Genomic DNA, 23,098 nt, shown 5'->3' on the forward strand with positions numbered 1-23,098 from the left:
GGCCACCGGGGCTGGGGTAAGTTGTACTCACCGACGCGGGGTGGAGCAGCTCGGTAGCTCGCTGGGCTCATAACCCAGAGGTCGCAGGTTCAAATCCTGCCCCCGCTACAAGAAGACGAAGGCCCGGACCATGTGGTCCGGGCCTTCGTCGTTCGCGCACTCATCTCCGGCTCTGCCATTCCGCCGAGGGGCGGTCCGGTGGGCGCGTCGTCATGCCAGCAGACGCTCGAGCTCGGGCGTGGGACGCCCGGTGCGTCTCAGGGCCGTACGCAGCGCTTCGGCCAGCTCGTGCATCTCCTCGGGGGCCGCTCGGCTGTGTGCGCCGAACCACAGCTCTCCCCGGGGACCGGCAAGCACACGGCGCCAGTAGGCGATCACGAGTCTCGTCGGGAGGCGGTACAGACTGCGCAGGTTCATCGGGATCTCGGCGTTGCCGTGGGCACGCAGCGCGGCGAACGCCTGGCGGGTGGCGCTCACCATGAGGCGCATGGTGGCCGCATCGGCGGCGAGGGCGGCCGGGTCGCCGCCGACGCGGTAGAGCGCGAACGCGATCGGCACGACGAAGGCCGCGTGCCCCACGAGCCAGTTCTCGATGTCGGCGCTGATGAGGGTGGGAAACCCGGCTTCCGTGAGAACACCCTGCAGGCGCCTGGCCCGGAGGCTGGTGCTGCCGTCCGACTCGCCGAGCATCGTCCGCTGCTGACTGATCAGCACGTACCTGACGACTGGGCCCTCGAGCGTGCCTCCCACCGCCGGGAAGCCGAACAGGACACGGCTACCCACGGCGGCCGACAGGTCGGCTTGCCTGGTGGCGGTGTTGCCGAAGAACAGCACGTCGGAGCCGTCCGTCATGCCCGTCAGGATCGGCAGGGTGCCGGGGAGCTGCTCAGCCCGCACGGGGACCAGCACCAGGTCGAAGCGATCATCTGGCGCGAGCTCGCCGACCGAGGGCACCGGAACCACGGAGCGTTGCCCGGACTCCGCATCCTCGAGGACGAGGCCACGCGTTTGCAGGTCGACCAGACGGGGACCGCGGGCCAGGAGGATCACGTCGTGCCCGGCCCGCAGGAGCCTGCTCGCGTACACGCTGCCGATCACCCCGGCGCCGAGCACCAGAATCCGCATCGGTGCACCTCCGACCGCCATTGTCTGGTGCCGTCAGTCAACCGCATCGACGCACAGCGGAGCAGCCACGCCGGATTCCCACGAGCACGATTCCCGACGGCGGCACAGCGTTGCAGGCTCAGTCTTCGCCCTCCGGGGGGACCGGGGCGCCGTCGCGCTCGTCCCGCTCGGCCCAGCGCAGCAGAGGCGCGAGGTCGAACACCGCGTCGTCGATGCCGGCGTGGAGGTCGCCGACCTCGGCATAGCGTGCGGGCACCGTGTGCAGGGTGCAGTCGCGGGGATCGACGTCGTCGATCTCGTCCCAGCGCAGGGGCGTCGAGACGGTGGCGTCCGGGGTTCCGCGCACGGAGTAGGCCGAGGCGATGGTGTGGTCGCGCGCGTTCTGGTTGTAGTCGACGAACACGAGGGACGGGTCCCGGTCGCGCCGCCACCACGCGGTCGTCACATCGTCCGGTGCGCGGCGCTCCACCTCCCGCGCGAAGGCGAGCGCGGCTCGTCGCACGTCCGCGAACCCGTGCTCGGGCGCGATCCGGACGTAGACGTGCAGGCCGGAGCCGCCGGAGGTCTTGGGCCAGCCAACCGCGCCCAGCTCCTCGAGGACCTCGTGCGCCACGTGTGCCACCCGCCGCACCCGGTCGAAGGGGCAGTCCGGCATCGGGTCCAAGTCGATGCGCCACTCGTCGGGCTTCTCGGTGTCGGCCCGGCGGCTGTTCCAGGGGTGGAACTCGACGGTCGACATCTGCACCGCCCAGATCACGTGGGCCAGCTCGGTCACGCACAGCTCGTCGGCGGTGCGGCCGTAGCGCGGGAACCAGACCTCCACCGTCTCCATCCACGGCGGCGCCCCGCGCGGCAACCGCTTCTGGTGCACCTTCTCGCCGCCGACGCCCGTCGGGTAGCGGTGCAGCATGCACGGGCGATCCCGCAGCGCACGGACGATCCCGTCGCCGACCGCGAGGTAGTAGTGCGCGAGGTCGAGCTTGGTCGCCCCGCTGGCGGGGAAGTAGACGCGGTCGGGGTTGGACAGCCGCACCGTGCGGGACCCGACCTCGAGCTCGACGGCGGGTGAGTGGTCCGGGGCCATGCCTCATTCAAGCGCCCCGCCTGCCTCTGCGGCTGGTGGAGGGGTGCTACATCTCCTCGGCGCTGCCCGTGACTCGCACCCGGCCGTCGCGCGGGACCTCGACGACGATGAGCGAGGGGCGCCCGACCTCCCCACCCTGGTCGACGGTGATCGTCGCCGGCACGTCGAGGTGCCTGCCGGCCCGCAGGTACGCGCCGAGCCCGGCGGCAGCCGACCCGGTCGCCGGGTCCTCCCGGATCCCACCCCGCGGGAACGGGTTCCGCGAGGCGAACCGCGTCGGGGAGAGCCGCTGCACCACCGGCACGGTGCCGTCCCACCCGTGCGCGTCCTGCAGTGCCAGCACCGCGTCGCTGTCGTGGTCGAGGCGCTCCAGCACGCCGGCGCGCACCGGGACCAGGGGGTGCAGGTTGCCGCCGTGCACCAGCGCCACGGGCAGCTCGGGGTCGAGATCGCTCCGCTCGAGGCGCAGCGTGCTCAGCAGCTCGTCGACGAGGCCGGCGTCGAGCTCCTCGACCGTCGTGTCGACCGCGACCAGGGTCGCCCGCCGATCGCTCACCTCGACCGGGACGAGACCGGCGTTGGTCGTGAGCCGCACCACGGAGGCCGCGTCCCGGCGCTGCGCCAGGGCGACGCCCGACGCGATCGTGGCGTGGCCGCAGAACGCGATCTCCGCGCGTGGCGTGAAGTAGCGCACCCGCGCGGCCTCCGTCTCGATCGCGGTGAGGAACGCGGTCTCGCTGAAGCCGAGCTCCGCCGCGATCCGGAGCATGTCCGCGTCGTCGAGCCCCTCCGCGTCCAGCACGACGCCGGCGGGGTTCCCCGACTCGGGGTTCGGCTCGGTGGTGGTGAACGCTCGGTAGCTCAGGATCTCCATGGGCTCATCGTGACCACAGGGCGCCGCGGTTCGCGACGTCCAATCGGAAGGCTCTGGCCTTCGAGGTCGACGGCTACCAGACGAACGGCACGAGCCGAGCGCGGCCGGCCGCAAACCTGCGGTACCTGTCTCCCATCGCCGCGATCAGCGCCCGCTCCTCGATCCGGATGCGGTGCACGACCGCGGTCAGGAGCAGTGCCAATGAGCCAGCGGCACTCACCCAGTTCCCCACCATCAGTCCGCAGCCGACGCAGACGAGCAGGAGGGCCGTGTAGCTCGGGTGCCGCAGCACCCGGTAGGGACCGCGCTCGACGTCGGGCTGGTCGGCGCTCGTCGCCAGGACGACGGTGAAGTACCTGCCCAGCGCCGCGAAGGACCACCAGCGGAGCAGGAGCCCGAGCCAGGCGACGAGCGCGCCGAGGACGAACGACCAGGCGTCGCCGCCGATCACGGCGTCCGGTGCCACGAGCCGACCGACCGGGAACATCAGGACGGCGGCGACGAACATCGCCCGGAACAGCAGCTCGGCGCCCAGGTCGGTGCGGGTCGCGTCTCGCCGCACGCGCAGCACCCGCGACAGCTCGCCCACGACGAATGCGCCGACGGTGAGGGTCAGGACCCAGCGAGCCCAGTCGGCCTGCTCGACGAACGGCGTCTGCACACGAGGATTATCGGTTGCGCTCAGGGCGCAGGGTGGCGGATGTGCCCTCGCCACGCGCCCGACACGGTCACGGCGACGTCGTCCGCTGCGGCCCGACAGGCTCGTCGGCGGGCGCCCACCTGCGGTGCGTGCCGGCGCCCGGGCCGTGGGCCTGCGCCCGGGCTCGGGCGAGCTCGGCGGCGCCCTGCGAGGGGGGCGCGGCCAGGACCGGCACCATGCACCGCAGGTGCGGCTCGCCGGGTCCCGTTGCGGCGGAGCCGACAGCGTGGCACGACGCGCCGACCGGTTCGTGCGGCGAGGCGGTGGACGCGGCGGGCGGGTGCGCGGGCGAGGACGCCGTCGCGATGCCGGCCCCGATCGAGGCCGCGGTGGCGAGACCGATGGTCACGCCCGTGACGGCGAGCAGGCGACGCAGGTGCGACGCACGGCCGCCGAGGTCGCGGGATGCTGCCTGCACCGGGTCCGGGTCCAGCTCGAACTCGATGACGGTCTCGAGGTGAGCTCGTCGGTGCATGGTCGTGCTGGTCATGGCACGGTCTTTCGTCCGTGGGGATGCTGTGGTCGTCGGCCCCTGGTGCGGTGGGCGACGCATCGTGTCGGTCCAGAGAGAGTCCCGTGATCACTGCGAGCGTCGGATCAGGTGGACCCCCTGGTCTGATGACTCCCCAGCGCGCGCCGAGATACGAGACGGCGCCGGATCCGGAAGGCGGGTCCGGCCGTGCCGGGTGAGACTGGCGCGATGATCTCCGTACCGGTCCCCACCCTGACCCTGCCCGGCGGGCAGATCCCCGTCGTCGGCCTCGGCACCTGGCAGTCGGAGGGCGGTGAGGCCGAACGCGCGGTCAGCGCCGCCCTGCAGCTGGGCTACCGGCACGTCGACACGGCGACCGGCTACGGGAACGAGGCCGAGGTCGGCCGCGCCCTGGCCACCGTGGGCATCGACCGCGACGACGTCTTCGTCACCACCAAGCTGCCACCGGACCACGCCGGCCGCGCCCGACGGACGTTGACCGAGTCGCTCGCGGCCCTGGGCACAGACCACCTGGACCTCTGGCTCATCCACTGGCCGCCGGGACGTCGTGCCGCCCCCGAGACGTGGCAGGTGTTCCGGGAGGTCCGCGACGAGGGGCTCGTCCGGTCGATCGGCGTGTCCAACTACTCGATCGCCCAGATCGACGAGCTGGTGGAGGCCACCGGCGAGGCGCCGGCCGTGAACCAGATCCCGTACAGCCCGCGCGACCACGACCCCGACCTGCTGGCGGCCCACCGCGAGCGCGGCGTCGTCGTCGAGGGCTACAGCCCGCTCAAGCGCACCGACCTGCGCGCGGCTGCGCTCGTGGAGGCCGCCCACGCCCACGACGTCTCCCCTGCGCAGGTGGTGCTGCGCTGGCACCTTCAGCACGACGTGGTGGTGATCCCGAAGTCGACCACCCGGGAGCGGATCGCGGCCAACCTCGACGTGCTCGACTTCGAGCTGACGCCCGCGGAGATGGACGCGATCGACGACCTGCGCTGAGGCCGTTGCCGCGCTGTCGCGCGATCGTATATGATCCCCTCACCTGACAGAGGGGGAGTCGATGACGACGTCCACGGTCCCCGGCAGCGTGCCGGACGACAGCGCGCCCGAGGGGTTCGGCGCGCTGCCGTCCCGCCCGGGGAAGATCGTCGCTGTCCACCTCAGCTACGCCTCGCGCGCCGACCAGCGCGGCCGCCGTCCCGCCCACCCGTCCTACTTCCTGAAGCCGTCCAGCTCCGTCGCGGCCTCCGGGGGAGTGGTCGAACGGCCCGCCGGCACCGAGCTCCTCGCGTTCGAGGGCGAGGTCGCGCTCGTCATCGGCACGCCGGCACGCCGCGTCGGCCTGGACGACGCGTGGAGCCACGTCGGCTGGGTGACCGCTGCGAACGACCTCGGCCTGTACGACCTGCGCGCCAACGACAAGGGCTCCAACCTGCGCTCCAAGGGCGGGGACGGGTTCACGCCCGTCGGCCCGGAGCTCCTCGACGCCCGGACGGTCGACCCCGCGGCCCTGCGCGTCCGCGCCTGGGTGAACGGAAGGCTGGTGCAGGACGACACGACCGCGGGCCTGCTGTTCCCCCTCGCGCAGATCGTCGCGGACCTCTCGCAGCACCTCACGCTCGAGGCCGGCGACGTCATCCTCACGGGGACGCCCGCCGGGTCGAGCGTGATCGTCCCCGGCGACGTGGTCGAGGTCGAGGTGGACGTCCCCGACGGCCCGACGACCGGACGCCTCGTCACCACCGTGACCGAGGGGCACGACGCGTTCGACGCAGCGCTCGGCTCGCTGCCGTCCGTCGACGACCTGCAGCGGTCCGAGGCGTGGGGTTCGCCCGAGGCGGCCGGACTGGCGCCGGCGCTCTCGCCGTCGCTGCGCGAGAAGCTGCTGCGCGCGCCCGTCGCCGGGCTGTCGGCCCAGCTGCGCAGACGCGGTCTGAACAACGTCACCGTGGACGGCGTCCGGCCGATGCACCCGGGTGCGAAGCTCGTCGGCACCRCCCGGACGCTGCGGTTCGTGCCCAACCGGGAGGACCTCTTCGAGCGGCACGGCGGCGGCTACAACGCCCAGAAGCGCGCGTTCGACACCGTGGCCGCCGGCGAGGTGCTCGTCATCGAGGCGCGCGGCGAGACCGGGTCCGCGACGCTGGGCGACGTGCTGGCGCTGCGGGCCCACGCGCGGGGGGCCGCCGGGATCGTCACGGACGGCGCGGTGCGCGACGCCGACGCCGTCGCGGCCGTCGGCATCCCGGTGTGGTCGGCCGGCAATCACCCTGCCGTCCTGGGCCGCAAGCACGTCCCGTGGGAGGCCGACGTCACCGTCGCGTGCGGTGGGACGACGATCCAGCCCGGCGACATCGTCGTCGGCGACGCGGACGGCGTGATCGTGCTGCCGCCGGCGCTCGCCGAGGAGGTGGTCGACGCGGCGCTCGCCCAGGAGGACGAGGACGCGTGGGTCGCCCAGCAGGTCGCGGCCGGGCACCCGGTGCACGGGCTCTTCCCGATGGACGCGCAGGCCAGAGCGAGGTACGACGCGTGGCGCGCGACGCGGTGACGGTGGCGCCGGGCCTGAGCAAGTCCCAGGCGGCGTACCGCTGGATCCGGGACCGCATCGCGCAGCAGGACTTCACGCCCGGCTACCGGCTCGTGCTGGGCACGATCGCGAACGAGCTGGACATGAGCGTGGTGCCAGTCCGCGAGGCCGTGCGCCAGCTCGAGGCCGAGGGCCTGGTCACGTTCGAGCGCAACGTCGGCGCTCGCGTGTCGATGGTCGACGACACCCAGTACCGCTACGCCATGCAGGCGATCGGCATCGTCGAGAGCGCCGCCACGGCGCTCGCCGCGCGCAACCTCACCGCCGACGACCTGCGCCAGGCCCGCGCCGTGAACGAGGTGATGACCCGTTCGCTCGAGCGCTTCGACCCGCGCGCGTTCTCCGCCCTCAACCAGGAGTTCCACCACATCCTCTACTCCCGGTGCACCAACCCGCGGCTGCTCGAGATGGTCGACGCCGAGTGGGCGCGCCTCGGGCACATCCGCGACTCGATCTTCGCGTTCGTCCCGGACCGCGCCCGCGAGTCGGTCCGGGAGCACGAGGGGATCCTCGTCCTCATCGAGAGCGAGGCCCCTCTCGTGGAGATCGAGCAGGCCGTGCGCCGCCACCGGTCGGGGACGCTCGCCGCGTTCCTCGAGCACGAGCACCCCGGCGAGCCCCCCGGCCCTCCGGCGCTGTGAGGACGAAGGAGCCAGGATGCTGACCGCCGAGACGATCAGAGCCATCGCGGACGAGCTCGCCGACGCCGAGCGCTCGCGCGGCATCGTCACGCGCATCACCGCGCGCTACCCCGACGCCACGATCGACGACTCGTACGCCATCCAGGGCGTCTGGCGCGACACCCAGGTCGCCGCCGGCCGGCGCCTGGTCGGCCGCAAGATCGGCCTGACGTCGCGCGCGATGCAGGCGGCCACGGGGATCACCGAGCCCGACTACGGCGTGATGTTCGACGACACCGTCTGGGAGAACGGCTCGACCATCCCGTTCGACGCGTTCTCGAACGTGCGGATCGAGGTCGAGCTCGCGTTCGTCCTGGCGGCGCCGCTCGTCGGACCGCGGTGCACCGTCTTCGACGTGCTGCGCGCGACCGAGTACGTGACGCCGGCCCTGGAGATCCTCAACTCGCACATCGAGCTCGAGGGTCGCACGATCGTCGACACCATCGCGGACAACGCCGCGTACGGCGGCATGGTGCTGGGCGGCCGCCCGATGGCCCCCGACCAGGTCGACCTGCGCTGGGTCTCCGCGCTGCTCTACCGCAACGAGACCATCGAGGAGACCGGCGTCGCGGCGGGCGTGCTCAACCACCCGGCCACCGGCGTTGCGTGGCTGGCGAACAAGCTGCACCAGCACGGCGCGCGCCTCGAGGCGGGCGAGATCATCCTGGCGGGATCGTTCACGCGGCCCGTCTGGGTGTCCCGCGACGACACCGTGCTCTGCGACTACGGACCGATGGGGACGATCTCGTGCCGCTTCCGTTGAGACCGACGTTCCGCGACGACCTCGCGGCCGCCACCCGACCCCTCGCCGGGATGTGGGTGTGCACCGGCAGCCCGCTCGTCGCGGAGATCTGCGCCGACGCGGGCCTCGACTGGGTGCTCATCGACATGGAGCACGGGCCGAACGGGCTCGAGTCGGTGCTCGCGCAGCTGCAGGCGGTGGCCGCCTACCCGGCCGCGCCCGTCGTCCGCGTCCCGAGCAACGACCCGGTCACGCTCAAACGGGTGCTCGACCTCGGTGCGCAGAACCTGCTGGTGCCCATGGTGTCGTCCGCCGACGAGGCGCGCGCCGCGGTGGAGGCCGTGCGCTACCCCCCGCGCGGCCGCCGGGGTGTCGGGTCGGCGCTCGCGCGGTCCGCGCGGTGGAACCGGGTCGACGGCTATCTCGCCGACGCCGACCAGCACGTCGCGCTGTTCGTGCAGGTCGAGTCGCTGGCCGGCGTCGACGCCGCGGCCGAGATCGCGGCGGTCGACGGGATCGACGGCGTGTTCGTCGGACCCTCCGACCTGGCGGCGTCGATGGGCCTGCTCGGCCGCCAGACCCACCCGGACGTGACGGCGGCCGTGCTCCGGGCGTTCGAGGCGGTCCGCGGCGCGGGCGTCCCGGTCGGGGTCAACGCCTTCGACCCGGTCGTCGCGGACGCCTACCTGGCCGCGGGCGCATCCTTCGTGCTCGTCGGCGCCGACGTCACCCTCCTGGCGCGGGGGTCCGAGGCTCTGGCCGCCCGGTTCGTCGGCACCGACGACGCGCAGCGCGCCGGCTACTGACGCCGGCGCGCGTCGTCAGCGGGCCCGGTCCAGCGCGCTGCGCATCCGGGCCAGCCGGTCGCGCAGCGCCGCCGGGACGCGGTCGCCGAAGGTCGCGAAGAACTCCTCGGTCAGGTCGGCCTCGAGCTGCCACGAGTCGGGGTCGATCCCGAACAGCTGCGCGAGCGCCTCGTCGTCCAGGTCGAGCCCGCGGGTGTCCAGCGCGCCGGGCGCAGGCAGCAGACCGACGGGGCTGTGCACGGCGCCGACGTCGGTGCGCAGCCCGCGTCGGCGGTCGACCTGGTCCACCATCCACGCGAGCACCCGCGAGTTCTCGCCGAAGCCCGGCCACAGGAACGCGCCCTCGTCGTCCTTGCGGAACCAGTTCACCTGGAAGACGAGCGGCCGACGGGCGGGGTCGAGGGTGGCCCCGACGCGCAGCCAGTGCGACCAGTGGTCGGCCATGTCGTAACCGCAGAATGGCATCATCGCGAAGGGGTCGCGGCGCAGCTCGCCCACCACGCCCTCCGCCGCGGCGGTGCGTTCCGACGAGATGGTCGCGCCCATGAACACCCCGTGCTCCCAGCTCTCCGCCTGGGTCACGAGCGGCACGTTGGTGGCGCGGCGGCCGCCGAACACGATCGCGTCGAGCGGCACCCCCTCGGGGTCGTCCCACCCGTCGGCGATCGTCGGGCACTGCGCCGCCGCGACCGTGAACCGCGAGTTGGGGTGCGCGGCGGGACGACCCGAGGACGGTGTCCAGTCCTGCCCGGTCCAGTCGACCAGGTGCTCGGGCGGCTCGGGGGTCAGCCCCTCCCACCAGACGTCGCCGTCGGGCGTGAGCGCCACGTTGGTGAAGATCGTGTCGCGCGCGAGGGTCTCGATCGCGGCGGGGTTGGTGTCCGGGCCGGTGCCCGGTGCCACGCCGAAGAACCCGGCCTCCGGGTTGATGGCCCGCAGCGACCCGTCGGGCCCGCGGCGCAGCCACGCGATGTCGTCGCCGATCGTCTCGACGCGCCAGCCCGGCAGCGTCGGCCGCAGCATCGCGAGGTTCGTCTTGCCGCACGCCGACGGGAACGCCGCCGCGACGTGGTACCGCCGACCCTGGGGCGACGTCAGCCGCACCAGCAGCATGTGCTCCGCCAGCCAGCCCTCGTCGCGACCCATGACCGACGCGATCCGCAGCGCGAAGCACTTCTTGCCCAGCAGCGCGTTGCCGCCGTAGCCCGAGCCGTAGGACCAGATCTCGCGCGTCTCGGGGAAGTGGGAGATGTACTTCGTCGGGTTGCACGGCCACGGCACGTCGTCCTGCCCGTCGGCCAGCGGGGCGCCCACCGAGTGGACCGCCGGCACGAACGGCGCTCCGCCCTCGACGAGGTCGAGCACCGGGCGGCCCACGCGCGTCATGACGTGCATGCTCACGACCGCGTAGGGGGAGTCGGTGACCTGCACGCCCGCGTGGGACAGAGGCCCGCCGACGGGGCCCATCGAGAACGGGACCACGTACATGGTGCGCCCCCGCATGCTGCCCGCGAACACCGCGTCGAGCTCGGCGCGCATGGCCGACGGCTCGCGCCAGTTGTTGGTCGGGCCGGCATCGGACTCGTCGCGCGAGCAGATGAACGTGCGCGACTCGACGCGCGCGACGTCGCCGGGGTCCGAGCGGGCGAGGTAGCTGCCGGGGCGCAGGGTCGGGTCGAGCGCCAGCAGCGTGCCGGTGCGCTCCATCTGTGCCACGAGCGAGCGCCGTTCCGCCTCCGACCCGTCGCACCACACGACCGCGGCCGGCTCGGTGAGCTCGGCGACGGTGTCGACCCACGCGTGCACGTCGCCGCGCAGGGCGGCGGCGGTGACGTCGGGGAGCGTGGTGCGGGTGTGGTGACGGGCGGCGGGCGACTCGGCCAGCGTGGTCATCGTCTCGGTCTCCTTCGGTGGGCCTCGGCCGGCCCGTGCTCTCGATACCCCCATCGTGTCGTCAAGCCGCACGTGCTCCCGGGCGAACTTGGCCGTCAACTTTCGGCGTTCTTGACATAGAGTCACGTTATGGCCGCACGAGCGAGTGACACCGACGACACCGGCCGGGTGGCCGACGCACCCGACGCGCTCACGCTCGGACGCCGGATGCGGCACCTGCGCAAGACGCGGGGGCTGACCCTCGACGATCTGGGTCGTCAGGTCGGCGTCACGCCCAGCCTCCTGTCGCTCTTCGAGAACGGACGCCGCGAGCCGCGCCTCGCCCTGCTGCGCAGCCTGGCGACCGCCCTGGACGTGACCGTGGCCGACCTGCTCGACGCCGAGCCGCCCTCCCGCCGCGCGGCCCTGGAGATCGCGCTCGACCGGGCGCAGCGGTCGGCAGGCTTCGAGCGCCTGTCCGTGCCCGCGGTGCGCCCCGGGCGGTCGCTCCCCCTGCCGGTGCTCGAGCACCTGGTCGGGCTCCACGCCGAGCTCGCCCGACGGGACCTCGAAGCCGTCGCGACGCCCGAGGAGGCGCGCCGCGCGAACACGCAGATCCGGCTCGAGCGGCAGCAGCGCGACAACTACCTGCCCGACATCGAGCGGCTCGCGGAGTCCATGGTGCGCAAGGCGGGCTACTCGGCGGGCGCGCTCACGCACCGGGCCGTGTCGCGGATGGCCGAGCAGCTCGGGTTCGCCATCATCCACGTGGACGACCTGCCGGCCTCGACGCGCACGGTCACCGACCTCGCGCACGGCCGGGTCTATCTGCCGCCGGCGTCGACCCCCGGTGGGCACGGCCTGCGCTCGCTGGCGCTGCAGGCGATCGCCCACCGCGTGCTGGGGCACGAGCGCCCGACGTCGTACGACGACTTCCTGCGCCAGCGCATGGAGACCACCTACTTCGCGTCCTGCTGCCTCATGCCGGAGACGGCCGCCGCGGAGCACCTGCAGCAGCACAAGAAGGAGAAGGACCTCGCGATCGAGGACCTGCGCGACGCGTTCGGCGTCACGCACGAGGCCGCCGCGCAGCGCTTCACCAGCCTGGCCACCCACCACCTCGGCATCCCCGTGCACTTCGTCCGGATCGGCGGCGACGGCGCGATCTACCGCGCGTACGCGAACGACGGGCTGCCGCTGCCCACCGACGTGACCGGCGCCATCGAGGGTCAGCTGGTCTGCCGGAGCTGGGGCGTGCGCCGTGCGCTCACGCGGCGCGACCGCACGTCGGAGTCGTACCAGTACACCGACACCCCGGCCGGCACGTTCTGGTGCTCCACGCAGACCGGCTCCGGCACCACCGGCCAGCTGGCGCTCTCGGTCGGGGTGCCCTTCGCGTCGGCGCAGTGGTTCCGCGGGCGCGACACGACGGTCCGCCACGCCTCGACGTGCCCCGACGAGGCGTGCTGCCGCCGGCCGCCCGCCAGCGCGGCCGCGCGCTGGCAGGACGCGTCGTGGCCCAGTGCCCGGATCCACCAGCAGGTGTTCACCGCCCTCCCCACCGGAGCGTTTCCCGGTGTCGACGCCCGCGAGGTGTACGCGTTCCTCGACCGGCACGCGCCGCAGTCGCCGGACGCCGCGGGCGAGGAGTAGGCAGGCTCGCGCGGCCGGACCACCGTCCGGCTAGCCTGAGGCTCATGCCTGAGGCAGCGGCGCCCGAGCCCGCGGGCCGCGCGACGTCGGCGGACCCGGCGCAGGGCGCTGTCCCCGCGGCCGGGGCCCCCGAGGAGATCGCGCCGGATGACGCGGCCGACGCCGGCCCGCCGCCGCGACCGGAGCTCGGTGGCGCGGGCTTCGTGGCCACCAGCGCTGCGCCGCCCATGCCGAGCATCGTGTCCACCGCGCTCGGCCTCTGGGTCGGCAGCCTGGCGGCCGGGCTGCTCGCCGCCGGGTCCGTCGTGCGGTCCCAGCCCCAGCTGCGCGACCGGTTCGCGGAGGAGGTCGTGAAGGCGGACCCGACGACCACGCTCGCGACCGCGCAGGACGCCGCCAGCGTGCTCGTCTGGATCGTGGTCGGTGCGCTGGCGCTCGTCTGGCTCGTGCACCTGGTGCTCGTCGTGCGGACGGCCGGGGGGCACGGGGGAGCGCGCTGGGGGCTCGTCGTCCTCGGGGTCCTGGGCGCGCTGACCGTGCTCGTGCTGCAGGACGTCATCGCCGACCCCGACGCGTCGCCGACGGGCGACCTCAACCGGGTCGCGCTGCTCGCGCAGGCCGTGCTCGCCCTGCTGGGTTCCGTCGCGCTGGCCCTGCCGCCGGCGGGACGGTGGTTCAAGGACGTGCGTCGGCGACGCTGACCTCGTGCTGCGCCGGGGTGACCGCGAGCTCGCGCGCCGCTCGCGCCACGTCGGGGACCCGGTCGTCCAGCTGCGCCAGGTCGAGCAGCTGCTCGAGCGCGTCCTGCGCGAGGTGCTGGTCCCGTCGCTCGACCGCGACGTCGAGTCGTCGGCGCAGCTCCTCCACGCCGCTGCGGCGGGTGAGCTCGCCGGCCAGGCCCGCGGCGTCGAGGTGGTTGCCGCGCAGCAGGGCCAGGCACGTGCGGACGCCGAACATGCCGAGGCGGTCCAGCAGGTCCGCCCGCGCGTCGGGGGACACGGGCACCGCCAGCGACGGGCGTCGGAACCGGTCCACCGAGAGCAGCAGCTCCTCGACCACGTGCCGGTCCAGGGCCGCGAGCGCGTGCAGGTCCGCGACCTCGCTCGGCCGCAGCGTCTGGGCCGTCTCGGCGAGCAGTCCCGCGGCCGGCAGCGCGACGCCGCACAGCCGGGTGAGGTCCGGGTTCTCGCGGTGGCGCTGCGCCAGCCGCTCGGCGGACACGAGGGCGTCGATACGGCCCGCGCCCACCTCGTCGGCCCGCGCCACGACGGCGATCGTGCTCGCCGCGCCGCCGTCGCCCCGCAGCCGGGCGAGGTCCTCGAGGTAGCGCAGGTCGGAGCGTCGCACCTGCCGCATCAGGTAGACCACCACGTCGATCACGGAGGTGGACGCGCCGCTGGCCAGGAACTCGTGCGAGCGGCGCGACGCGATCCCGGACAGTGAGTCCAGGCCCGGCGTGTCGACCAGGGTGAGCGCGCGCAGCGCCGGCGCGGGCCACGACACGTCGACGTGGTCGATCTCGTCCGCGGGGGCGCCGCGCAGGTCGATCTCCAGGCCGGTGCGGCCCGCCATCGCGGCGCTCTCCCAGGGGCGGCCGGACCGCGGGTGCACCTGGACGCGCGGGGCGTCGCCGTACCGGTACCAGGTGACGGTGCGGGTGCACTCGGTCGCGTCGGACGCGGCGACCCGCGCGCCGGCCAGCGCGTTGAGCAGCGTGGACTTGCCGGACTTGATCATCCCGGCGAGGCCGACGGTCAACGGCCGCTCGAAGCGGTCGAGCAGCCCGCGCAGGGTCGCGGCGGCGACCGGGTCGTGCGCGTACTCCTCCAGGGCGACCTGCAGCAGCTCGCGGATGCGCCGGGACGTCGGACGCAGGGCCCCGTCGGGGTCGCCGGGTCCGCGCTGCCGCCGGCGACGGCCCGTCGCGGGGACGCGGATCTCGTCGCCGGTCATGCCGGCACCGCCTCGAGCGCGGGCAGGCCGTACCGCTCCGCATCAGCGCGCAGCCGCTCGAGCTCGGCCACGCGCTCGCGCAGCCCGCCGAGCGTGACGGCGCGGTCGCCGTCGACCGTCCGGGTCGCCTCGCGCGTCGACCGGATCGACTCGTCCAGGGACCGCACGAGCTCGTCGGCGCGCGTGGTGAAGTGGTCGCGCAGCACCCGCTGGAGCCGGCGCAGCCGGTCCTTGGAGTCCTTGCCCACCTGGAAGACGACCTCGTCGAGGTGCCGCTTCACCGCGGCCTTGGCCTCGGCCTGCCGCCGACGGACGCGATTGGCCTTGTCCTCCCGGTAGGCGCGGCCGCCGAGGATCACGCCGACCCCCACGGAGATCGGGTTGACGATCGACATGCCGAGCGCGATCGCGGTGACCATGCCGAACATGAGCACGCCGCCGTAGGACCCGCGGAGCGCGATGAGCGTCTTCTGCAGGCGCGAGACGGGCTCCACGCGGACCCGCTCGAGGCGGGCGACCAGGTCGAGCGCCTCGCCGTCGTCCCCCTGCACGAGCTCGGGCAGGGCCACGTCGGTCGCGTCGAACTGGCCCGCGACCTGCGCGGCGAGCCACTGCGCCCGCTCGTGCGCCCACACGAAGTTCGCCGCGACCGTCGCCCGGACCCGTTGCGAGAGCCACTCGTCGAACTCGTCCCAGACCGCGCCGGGGTCGCCGCTGTCGATGGCCTCCTCGGCCTCGCGGCTGATCCGGCGCAGCCGGTCGCGCAGGTCGTACTCGATGTCGGCGGTCAGGTCGGTCGTGCCGTCCTGGAGGAGCTGCTGCCACCGCGCGCTGCGTCGGCGCAGGTCGCCCGCGTTCTGCCGGCCGGTCTGCAGGCCCGCGAGGATGGTCTCGCCGCTGGCCGGGTCCTCGAGCGCCGACAGCTGCGCGCGGCTCGCCATCAGCAGGTGGTCCGTGACGGTCACGACGTCGTGCGCGACGGAGCGCCGGGCCAGCACGCCGGCGTTGTCGACGACCTCGTCGCGCAGGTAGCGGACGAGCTCGGGGAACCCGGACTCGTCGTGCAGGTCGCGGTCCTGGCGTCGCGCGGCCAGCAGCCGCAGCGTGGAGGAGACCGGGATGAGGGGCGCGCGGACGCCCGCGCGCTGCAGGTGGCGGCGGTCCAGCTCGGCGACCGCCCGCCAGTGCGGGTACAGGTCCGTCTTGGTGAGGACGCACGCGACGTTCGGGCAGACCTTGAGGGCCTGCTGCAGGAACTCGACCTCGGGTGCCGAGTACTCCTGACCCGCGTCCGAGACCAGCAGGACGGCGTCCGCCGACGGGAGGGCGGCCATCGTCGCCGCGCCGTCCGCGGAGCCGATGCCGCCCACCCCGGGCGTGTCGACGAGCACCAGCCCGCCGGCCAGCACGTGCCGCGGCAGGCCCACCTCGGAGCAGTCCACCGCCGAGCCGTCCGGTGCTCGCCGCTCCGCGACGCACCGCGCGTGCGCCTCCAGCGGGACGGTGGTGCGGCGCAGGCGTGCCGGGTCGAGCTCCGGCGTGCCGTCGGTGCCCGTCGGCAGGCCGATCAGCACCGCCGTCGGCGCCGCGGACCATCCCACGACCGTGGTGACGGAGGTGGCCACGTCGTCATCCACCGGGCACACCGGCGCGTTCACCAGGGCGTTGACCAGCTGGCTCTTCCCCTGCTTGAGCTCCCCGACGACGAGCACCCGGACGTGCGGGTCTTGGAGGCGCCGGCGCGCCTGCCGCAGCCGGCCCAACAGGTCGACGCGGTCCGCGTCGGTCGACAACGCCTCGGCGCGGTCGAGCAGGTCCATCAGTGGCAGCACAGCAGCTCCTCGGGGTGGTGCGGAGACGCGAGAGCGACCGGGTCGGGGCAGGGGACCCCGGCCCGGTCGGGCCTCTCACTGGTCAGACGTCGACATCGACGAAGTCGTCGTCGGACGCGTCCGTGTACGAGCTGTCGTCGTCGATGAAGTCGTCGTCCGAGTTGTCCGTGGACGAGTCGTTGCCCGAGCTGTCGACGTCGAAGCCGTCGTCGTCGGAGTTGTCGGAGTGGTCGTCCATGGAGTTGTCGGTCTCCGAGTGGTCGTCCGTCGAGCTGTCGTTGCCCGAGTTGTCGACGTCGATGCCGTCGTCGTCGGAGTTGTCACTGTTGTCCGAGTTGTCGGTGTGATCATCCGTCGAGCTGTCGTTGCCGGAGTTGTCGACGTCGATGCCGTCGTCGTCGCTGTTGTCGCTGTTGTCGGAGTTGTTGCTGTTGTCGCTGTTGTCGCTGTTGTCAGAGTTGTCGCTGTGGTCGTCGGTCGAGCTGTCGTTGCCGGAGTTGTCGACGTCGATGCCGTCGTCGTCGCTGTTGTCGCTGTTGTCGGAGTTGTCGCTGTTGTCGGAGTTGTCGGTGTGGTCGTCCGTCGAGTTGTCGTTGTGGGAGTTGTCGTTGTCGATGCCGTCGTCGTCGGAGTTGTCGGACCGGTCGCTGTTGTCGGAGTTGTCGTTGTAGGAGTCGCTCGGGTTGTACGAGTCGCTGGTGTTGCCCTGGTTCGAGTTGTTCGTGTTGCCGACGGTGTTGTCGTCGCCCGTGATGTTGCCGTCGCCGACGATCGCGGTGCCGGACAGGTCGCGGCCCGCGGCGACGCCGCCGCCCGAGGCGGTCACGGTGCTGAGGTCGAACATCTGGTCCACGTCGCCGTCCGCCCAGATGTTCTGGTTCACGGACGAGTCGACGATGGTGTCGCGGTCGTCGATGGTCGACGTGTTGTACGTGTAGGTCTGGAAGACCTGCTGGAGCTGCGGGATGGCCGCGCTCACGCCGACGCTGCCGCCACCGGCGAGCGACGCGGCCTCGCCGCCACCGCCGCCGGAGGAGCCGCCGCCACCGCCGGCCATGCCACCGCCGCCGGACGAGGACTGGGACGCGCCCAGCGAGTTGCCCCCGGTGGAGTAGGCGCGGTCGAAGCTCGACGGCGACGCGTCCATGAGCACGGGCATGATGTCGTCGATGTCGACCGACGTGATGTCGCCGAGGCCGTGGTCCTCGAGCGTGCCCTGCGGGTCCCGGGCGAAGGCCTCGGCGGTCTCCGGGTCACGCAGCAGGTTCAGGATGAAGTCGAGCAGTGTGCTCGCGACGCTGGACATGGTCTTCCCTTCGTTGAGCGTGGTCACGCGGTGCGGTGACCCCGACGCTAGGGAGCGAGGCCCCGCGGACCATCGGGGGCCACCCCCCTCCTGAGAGCGCCGCACTGGGGGTTCGGTGCGGTCCCGCCGGGGTCGGGGCTCCGGAGGCGCCTGGGGGGTGGGTGAAAATGGACGACCGTGCAACTCCCCGCTCAGAGCGGACCTGGTCGCGGATCATCGCTCTGACCTGCGGCATCGTTCGCCGATGCCGCGCGAGCGCCGGTCGCGCGAATCGGGGCGAATCGTGACAAGAGGGTGCGCCCCGCCGGTGGGGGAGAGCATCATGCCGTGGGGGCAAGGCCCGGCACCGTCGCCGGACCGCATCGACAGTTCCACGATCCTCGAGACCCCGAGCGGGGGCGCTGCAGAAACAGGCGCCCGTGGTCGTCGTCGGACGGGCTCGCGACCCTCGTGGTCGCCGTGCCGGCGCTGTCGTGAGTGCCGCTCGCAGCGGCTCCGTGGGGGATGAGCACATGAACGCCGACGAGGTGGGGGCCCGCGGGGTCGTCCAGGTCGAGCGGCTGCTCCGGAGCGTCGGCGCGGACCCGGGGGCGCCCCGGCTGGTCGCCGTCACCGGACCGGGCGGCAGCGGCAAGAGCCTCGCGCTCGCGTCGCTGCGCGCGCTCTACGCCCGTGGTGAGCCGGGCACGGGTCTGGCCGCACGGCAGKACCGACCGGTCGGTGGCGGTGAGGCGCCGCTCATCGTGGACGACGTCCACGCGCTCGGCGACGACGCGGTGCGCCGCATCGTCGAGGCGGCGCACCGTCCCGGCGCGCAGGTCGCGATCGCCTTCCGGCCGTGGCCGGTCGAGCGCGGCCTCGGCGAGCTCCGGGAGCTCATCGGCGATCGCGGCACGACCGTCCGCCTCGACGCGCTGGACCGCGCCCAGGTCGCGGCGCGCGCCCGCCACCGCCTCGGCCACGACCTGGACGACGCGGCGGTCGACGCGCTGACGGCGGCCACGGGGGGCGTGCTGTGCCTCGTCGACGCGATGCTCGACGGGGCCGACGGCGCCGGTCCGGCGCCGTGGGACCGGTCCGGCGCGCTCGCGGGCTGGGATCCCGTCCGGCGGCTGGCCAACGTCGACGACGCATGGCTGCCGGTGCTGCGGGACGCCGTGCTCGCGCTGTGCCTGGGCGCCCCACCCGACCCGGGGGCGTTGACCGCGGTGCTGGACCGCAGCCCGACCGAGCTGGTCGAGGTGCTGGAGCACCTGCAGGTCAGCGGGTTGCTGCGCCCGGACGGCTCGGTCGTGCCCGCCGTGCAGGAGGCGGTGCTGGTGACCACCGCTCCGGAGCACCGCACGTCCGTCCTCGACGGGGTGCTCGCGGCGCTGCAGGACCGGGGGGATGCGCCCCTCGAGATCGCCGGACGCACCGCGTCGGTGCACGTCCACGACGCCGCCCTCGCGCAGGTGCGCACCCGGGCGGCGCGCGAGCTCGTCGACACCGACCCGGCGCGGGCTGCGGGGCTGTTCGCCGACGCGGTGAGCGCGGGCGCGGACGCCGAGGCCCTCGTCGTCGACCGTGCCCGGGCCGCGGCCCTGGCCGGTGACATGCCGACGGCGACCCGGCTCGCCGACGAGGCGCTCGCGCTCGCGACGGGCACGCGTGCCGCCGACGCCGCCCAGGTGCTGGGCGCCGCGCTCGCGTACGAGGGTCTCGCGAGCCACGCGGCCGCGGTGTACCGACCGCTCGCGGACGCGGGCGACGTCGCGGCGGCGCAGCTGTGGTCGCTCGTGGCCCTGCAGACCGGTCGCGCCGAGGGGCGGCACCCCGACTGGCCCGTGGAGGACCACCCGCCGAGCCTGCTGGACGGTGCACGCGAGCTGATGGTGCGCGGCGTGCAGCAGTCGCTCGACGGCGACGGGACGGCCGGGCTCTCGACCCTGCTCGAGGCGGCCGCCGTCCTGCGGACCCGGTGCCGCGGCGCGCTGCTCCCCGACACCCCGGCCGCCCTCGGCGCGCTCGTCGCCCTGCACTGCGGTGCCGGCGACCACGCGACGACGGCGCTGCGGGAGGCGGTCGAGTCCGGGCTGGGCGGACCGGTGGCTCAGCCGCGCCACCGGTTGCTGCTCGCGTGGGCGGCGATGCTCGACGGCCGCCTGGAGGAGGCGAGCGCGGAGCTCGCCCTCGCGGAGCAGGCCTGCGACGGACGTCTCGGCGCGCGCGACGACCTGGTCGCGCGGGCGATCGCCCTGGGCGTCGCGCGCCGGTCGAACGACCTGGCGGCGCTGGTCAACGCGTGGCCGCCGGCGATCGACGCGCTCGTGCGCCGGCCGGCCGACCTGTTTGGCCTGCTGCCGCTCGGCGAGATCGCCGTGGCCGCGGCGCGCCTGGACGAGGCGTCCCGGGTCGCGTCGCACCTGGAGCAGGCCGGGACCATCCTGGAGTCGCTGGGTCATCCGGTGCTCTGGTCGGCGCCCCACCACTGGTACGGCATCCAGGTCGCCATCGTCGCCGAGCGACCGGACTGGCTCGAACGGCACGCGCGTCCGCTCGCTGAGGCCGCCCGGGACAGCCACTACGCCCGCGTCCTTGCCGACGCCGCCCGCGTCTGGCTGCAGGTGCTGGGCGCGCGGGTGGAGCCCCGCGCCGTCGAGCGGGCCGCCCGGCGGCTGGCCGGCGTCGGGATGGCGTGGGACGGAGCGCGGCTGGTGGGTCACGCGGCGGCCCGCACGCCCGACCGCGCGTCCATGGTCGGCCTGCTCCAGCTCGCGCGCTCCCTGCGGCCGCCAAGGGACGAGCCGGCGCCGTCGGGCGCGGTCCGGCCGGTGACGCGAGCCACCCGCGGCGCGCCGGCCCCCGCGTCGACCCCCACGACCGGGCTCCTGCTGAGCGCTCGCGAGCTCGAGGTCGCGCGCCTCGTCGTCGACGGACAGACCTACCGGGAGATCGCCGAGCGGCTGTACATCTCGCCGAAGACGGTCGAGCACCACGTCGCCCGGATGCGCCAGCGGCTCGGCCTGACCACGCGCGGCGAGCTGCTGGCACACCTGCGGGGGCTGCTCGCGCAGGTGCCGGCGGGCTGACGCGGATCCCTACCTGGGCGCCCAGCGGGCGCCGAGCTCGGCCGCCGTCGGGGCACCGGTGGGCAGGGGGAGCGGGTCGACCGCGGCGCGCAGGCCCTGCAGCTGGATCTCGACGTAGCGGCGGCGCAGCTCCGCGGTGCGGTCGGCGTCGCCCAGGCGGAGCGCCGTCAGCTGCTCCCAGACCATGGCGAGGTCCTGGGCGTCCGCATCGCCCCGCACGACCCCGGCGTCCTGCGCCCGGCCCAGGATCGCCGTCCCGCGCCGCCCGGCCTCGTCGGCGAGCCGGCGGTGCTCGGGTGTGGGGGTGAACAGCCCGGCGAGGTGGACGGTCAGCCCGTGCACGTCCGACGCGACGATCCCGCGGACGAACTCGGCGAAGGCCTCCCACGGGTCGTCGATCGCGTCGGCGCGGTCCGCGACGACGAGGTACTCCCGCAGCCCGTCCCGGCACAGCTGCGCGAGCAGCGCCTCCTTGCTGGGGTACCGGCGGTACAGCGCGCTGATGCCCACGCCCGCCGCCTGGGCGACGGCCGAGACCGGGGCCGCCGGGTCGGCCGTCAGGACCGTGCGGGCCGCCGCGAGGATGGTGACGTCGTTGCGCGCCGCCTGCCCGCGCCGACCGCTGAGTGTTTCCACGCGGTCACGCTAGCACTTGAACGGAATGAATCATTCCGCTACGTTAGGACCAACGGAATGAATCATTCCGTTCCGTTCCGCCTACCTCGGAGACTGACATGGGCACAGGGTTCGACGTCCTCGACCGCGCGCACGCCGCGCTGCTCGCCACCGCCGGGTCGCTGACCCCCGACGACCTCCGGCGCGCGACGCCGTGCGCGCTGTGGGACGTCGCGCAGGTGCTCCAGCACGCCGCCGGTGACCAGCGTGCCTACGCCTTCTTCGTCACGGGTGCCGACGGACCCTCCGGGGACCCGTTCGCGCCGGACGGGGTGCTCGACACGTCGCCGCTCGACCTCGTCGGTCCGGCCGTCGACGCGACGGCGCGTGCCTACGCGGGTGTCGACCCGGACGGGACCGTGCCCACGCCGCTGCCGCAGGGGGTGCTCCCCGCCGGTACGGCCGCCGGCGCCGCGGCCCTCGACGCGGCGGTGCATGCGTGGGACGTCGCCGTCGCCGCCGGGCTGTCGTCGCCGCTCGACGACGACCTGGCCGCGCTCCTCCTGCCGACCGCCCGCGCGATCGTCGAGCCGCTGCGGCAGTGGGGCGCGTACGCCGCGGAGGTACCCGGGGAGGACGACGGGCCCTCCGCCGAGCTGCTGCGCTACCTCGGTCGCGACCCGCGCTGGACGCCGCCGGAGGGGTGACGGTCGGCGGCGAGAACGCGTCGTCCGAGATGTGAGATGCCTTGACAGCATGTGGACGCAGTCGCACACTCGTGGCATGTCCCTCGACCGCACCGCGCCCGTGGCCCCTCGCCACGAGGGCTTCGTCGACGCCGCGTCGACGCACCGGTGCAGCTGTCGAATGTGTCGCTGACGACCCTGTCGTACCGGTCCCCACAGCTCTGAGGAGCTCCCCGCAGGCGTCCTGCCTGCCCTGAGGGTGTGGACCAGTCCCGCCGCACCGCGGCGCAGCCCGACACCGCCCGCCGGTGCGGACCACACAGTGGCATCGCAAGACGATCGATGGAGCATGACGTGCCGAACCGCACCCGAATCGACCTGCTTCCCATCCAGGAAGCCGTCGCCACCGCCTCGCCGAGCGCCTGGCGCGACGGCCTGGTCTCCGCGCACGAGCCCGGCACCCTCACGGTCGCCCTGCTCGACGGACAGACAGCCGTGCTCGCGACCACGGCGTCGCCCGCGATCGGCGAGCCCGTCGCCTTGCACCTGGTCGCCGGCGTCGTCGCCCTGGGAGGCGCGTGGTACTCCGCGCGCCCCGTGGTCGGCTAGGCCGACTGCATCGAGGTCATCGCGGCCCTGCAGGCATCCACCATCGCCGTGCACGCGGCGGCGCAGATGCGGCAGTGCTCGGACATCTCGGCGTGCATCGAGCACTCGGCCGCGCAGGCCTCGCCCATCGCCATGCACGCCGTCATCATCGAGGTCATGACGCCCATGTCATAGCCGGTCGGCCGCATCATCATGCGCATCATGGTCGTCGCGACATCGGCCGTGTTCATGCACATGGACGCACATCGGCCCATGCCCTCTCCGCCGTCGGCGTCCGCGCACATCGTCGCCGCCATCGAGGCCGCCGAGCACGCCTCGATGCACTCCTGCATCATCGGCATCTGCATGGCCGTGTCACCCATCGGCATGGACTTCATCATGTCCGTCATCATGTTCATGGTTGATCTCCCGCTCTCGTCGGA

At 73.8% G+C, this 23,098-nt stretch carries 21 protein-coding genes and 1 tRNA gene; 11 read left to right on the plus strand and 11 right to left on the minus strand.

All coding sequences use genetic code 11. From position 1 onward, the window contains the following. Window positions 1–34: 34 nt before the first annotated feature. A tRNA-Met gene (locus AC1DQC_RS12720) sits at window positions 35–108 on the plus strand. A gap of 102 nt (window positions 109–210) precedes the next feature. On the opposite strand, the gene AC1DQC_RS12725 is transcribed toward AC1DQC_RS12720, so the two are convergent. The 5 genes from AC1DQC_RS12725 to AC1DQC_RS12745 all read right to left on the minus strand — a co-directional run bounded on the left by AC1DQC_RS12725 (window position 211) and on the right by AC1DQC_RS12745 (window position 4,273). Continuing rightward, entirely contained in the window at window positions 211–1,125 is a 915-nt protein-coding gene (locus AC1DQC_RS12725; protein ID WP_477051604.1) for a ketopantoate reductase family protein, read from the minus strand. A 118-nt stretch (window positions 1,126–1,243) separates the two neighbouring features. Continuing rightward, a complete protein-coding gene (gene ligD, locus AC1DQC_RS12730) occupies window positions 1,244–2,209 on the minus strand; it encodes a non-homologous end-joining DNA ligase (RefSeq protein WP_477051605.1) in 966 nt (321 codons plus the stop codon). Window positions 2,210–2,255: 46 nt separating this feature from the next. Continuing rightward, window positions 2,256–3,083 (minus strand): PhzF family phenazine biosynthesis protein, encoded by an 828-nt coding sequence (locus tag AC1DQC_RS12735; protein ID WP_477051606.1) that lies wholly within the window; start codon window positions 3,081–3,083, stop codon window positions 2,256–2,258. A gap of 73 nt (window positions 3,084–3,156) precedes the next feature. After that, window positions 3,157–3,744 (minus strand): methyltransferase family protein, encoded by a 588-nt coding sequence (locus AC1DQC_RS12740; RefSeq protein WP_477051607.1) that lies wholly within the window; start codon window positions 3,742–3,744, stop codon window positions 3,157–3,159. 67 nt (window positions 3,745–3,811) lie between these two features. Beyond that, window positions 3,812–4,273, minus strand: coding sequence for a hypothetical protein (locus AC1DQC_RS12745; protein ID WP_477051608.1), 462 nt, complete (start codon window positions 4,271–4,273; stop codon window positions 3,812–3,814). Window positions 4,274–4,483: 210 nt separating this feature from the next. Here AC1DQC_RS12745 and AC1DQC_RS12750 point away from each other — a divergent pair, with 210 nt between their 5' ends. The 5 genes from AC1DQC_RS12750 to AC1DQC_RS12770 all read left to right on the plus strand — a co-directional run bounded on the left by AC1DQC_RS12750 (window position 4,484) and on the right by AC1DQC_RS12770 (window position 9,079). Further along, complete coding sequence (locus AC1DQC_RS12750) at window positions 4,484–5,260, plus strand: aldo/keto reductase (protein ID WP_477051609.1); 777 nt, start codon at window positions 4,484–4,486, stop codon at window positions 5,258–5,260. Between the two features lie 61 nt (window positions 5,261–5,321). Beyond that, window positions 5,322–6,812 carry a fumarylacetoacetate hydrolase family protein gene (locus tag AC1DQC_RS12755; protein WP_477051610.1) on the plus strand — a complete coding sequence of 497 codons (1,491 nt, stop codon included), beginning with the start codon at window positions 5,322–5,324 and terminating at the stop codon, window positions 6,810–6,812. Beyond that, on the plus strand, window positions 6,794–7,492 hold the full coding sequence (locus tag AC1DQC_RS12760) for a GntR family transcriptional regulator (RefSeq protein WP_477051611.1): 699 nt from the start codon (window positions 6,794–6,796) through the stop codon (window positions 7,490–7,492). Before AC1DQC_RS12755 ends, AC1DQC_RS12760 begins: the two co-directional genes overlap by 19 nt. 16 nt (window positions 7,493–7,508) lie before the next feature. Further along, entirely contained in the window at window positions 7,509–8,294 is a 786-nt protein-coding gene (gene hpaH, locus AC1DQC_RS12765; protein ID WP_477051612.1) for a 2-oxo-hept-4-ene-1,7-dioate hydratase, read from the plus strand. Next, entirely contained in the window at window positions 8,279–9,079 is an 801-nt protein-coding gene (locus tag AC1DQC_RS12770; RefSeq protein ID WP_477051613.1) for an HpcH/HpaI aldolase family protein, read from the plus strand. Before hpaH ends, AC1DQC_RS12770 begins: the two co-directional genes overlap by 16 nt. Window positions 9,080–9,094: 15 nt before the next feature. Here AC1DQC_RS12770 and AC1DQC_RS12775 read toward each other — a convergent pair whose 3' ends face one another. Then, window positions 9,095–10,972, minus strand: a complete 1,878-nt coding sequence (locus tag AC1DQC_RS12775) for a phosphoenolpyruvate carboxykinase (GTP) (RefSeq protein ID WP_477051614.1) — start codon at window positions 10,970–10,972, stop codon at window positions 9,095–9,097. Window positions 10,973–11,101: 129 nt separating this feature from the next. Between AC1DQC_RS12775 and AC1DQC_RS12780 the strand changes: the two genes are divergently transcribed. Together AC1DQC_RS12780 and AC1DQC_RS12785 are read left to right on the plus strand one after the other, a co-directional pair. After that, window positions 11,102–12,604, plus strand: a complete 1,503-nt coding sequence (locus AC1DQC_RS12780; protein WP_477051615.1) for a helix-turn-helix domain-containing protein — start codon at window positions 11,102–11,104, stop codon at window positions 12,602–12,604. 44 nt (window positions 12,605–12,648) lie between these two features. Further along, complete coding sequence (locus AC1DQC_RS12785) at window positions 12,649–13,305, plus strand: hypothetical protein (protein WP_477051616.1); 657 nt, start codon at window positions 12,649–12,651, stop codon at window positions 13,303–13,305. Here AC1DQC_RS12785 and AC1DQC_RS12790 read toward each other — a convergent pair. The 3 genes from AC1DQC_RS12790 to AC1DQC_RS12800 form a co-directional block, all read right to left on the minus strand. Next, window positions 13,280–14,557: a dynamin family protein gene (locus tag AC1DQC_RS12790; protein ID WP_477051617.1), complete on the minus strand. Its 1,278-nt coding sequence runs from the start codon at window positions 14,555–14,557 to the stop codon at window positions 13,280–13,282. The genes AC1DQC_RS12785 and AC1DQC_RS12790 overlap by 26 nt on opposite strands. Continuing rightward, window positions 14,554–16,389, minus strand: a complete 1,836-nt coding sequence (locus AC1DQC_RS12795; protein WP_477051618.1) for a dynamin family protein — start codon at window positions 16,387–16,389, stop codon at window positions 14,554–14,556. Before AC1DQC_RS12795 ends, AC1DQC_RS12790 begins: the two co-directional genes overlap by 4 nt. A gap of 82 nt (window positions 16,390–16,471) precedes the next feature. Then, window positions 16,472–17,695 (minus strand): IniB N-terminal domain-containing protein, encoded by a 1,224-nt coding sequence (locus AC1DQC_RS12800; RefSeq protein ID WP_477051619.1) that lies wholly within the window; start codon window positions 17,693–17,695, stop codon window positions 16,472–16,474. A gap of 512 nt (window positions 17,696–18,207) precedes the next feature. On the opposite strand from AC1DQC_RS12800, the gene AC1DQC_RS12805 reads away from it, so the two are divergent. Beyond that, window positions 18,208–20,766: a helix-turn-helix transcriptional regulator gene (locus tag AC1DQC_RS12805; RefSeq protein WP_477051620.1), complete on the plus strand. Its 2,559-nt coding sequence runs from the start codon at window positions 18,208–18,210 to the stop codon at window positions 20,764–20,766. A gap of 9 nt (window positions 20,767–20,775) precedes the next feature. Here the strand turns inward: AC1DQC_RS12805 and AC1DQC_RS12810 are convergent, their stop codons facing one another. Then, the gene (locus tag AC1DQC_RS12810) at window positions 20,776–21,402 is read right to left on the minus strand and encodes a TetR/AcrR family transcriptional regulator (protein ID WP_477051621.1); all 627 of its coding nucleotides are present in this window, start codon (window positions 21,400–21,402) and stop codon (window positions 20,776–20,778) included. 98 nt (window positions 21,403–21,500) lie between these two features. On the opposite strand from AC1DQC_RS12810, the gene AC1DQC_RS12815 reads away from it, so the two are divergent. Continuing rightward, window positions 21,501–22,088, plus strand: a complete 588-nt coding sequence (locus AC1DQC_RS12815) for a TIGR03086 family metal-binding protein (protein WP_477051622.1) — start codon at window positions 21,501–21,503, stop codon at window positions 22,086–22,088. A gap of 333 nt (window positions 22,089–22,421) precedes the next feature. Then, the gene (locus AC1DQC_RS12820; protein WP_477051623.1) at window positions 22,422–22,676 is read left to right on the plus strand and encodes a nuclease; all 255 of its coding nucleotides are present in this window, start codon (window positions 22,422–22,424) and stop codon (window positions 22,674–22,676) included. Here the strand turns inward: AC1DQC_RS12820 and AC1DQC_RS12825 are convergent. After that, entirely contained in the window at window positions 22,673–23,074 is a 402-nt protein-coding gene (locus AC1DQC_RS12825) for a four-helix bundle copper-binding protein (protein ID WP_477051624.1), read from the minus strand. The two genes, AC1DQC_RS12820 and AC1DQC_RS12825, sit on opposite strands and share 4 nt — an antisense overlap. Window positions 23,075–23,098 lie beyond the last annotated feature (24 nt).

The sequence above is a fragment of the Cellulomonas sp. P4_H12 genome (genome assembly GCF_056400905.1).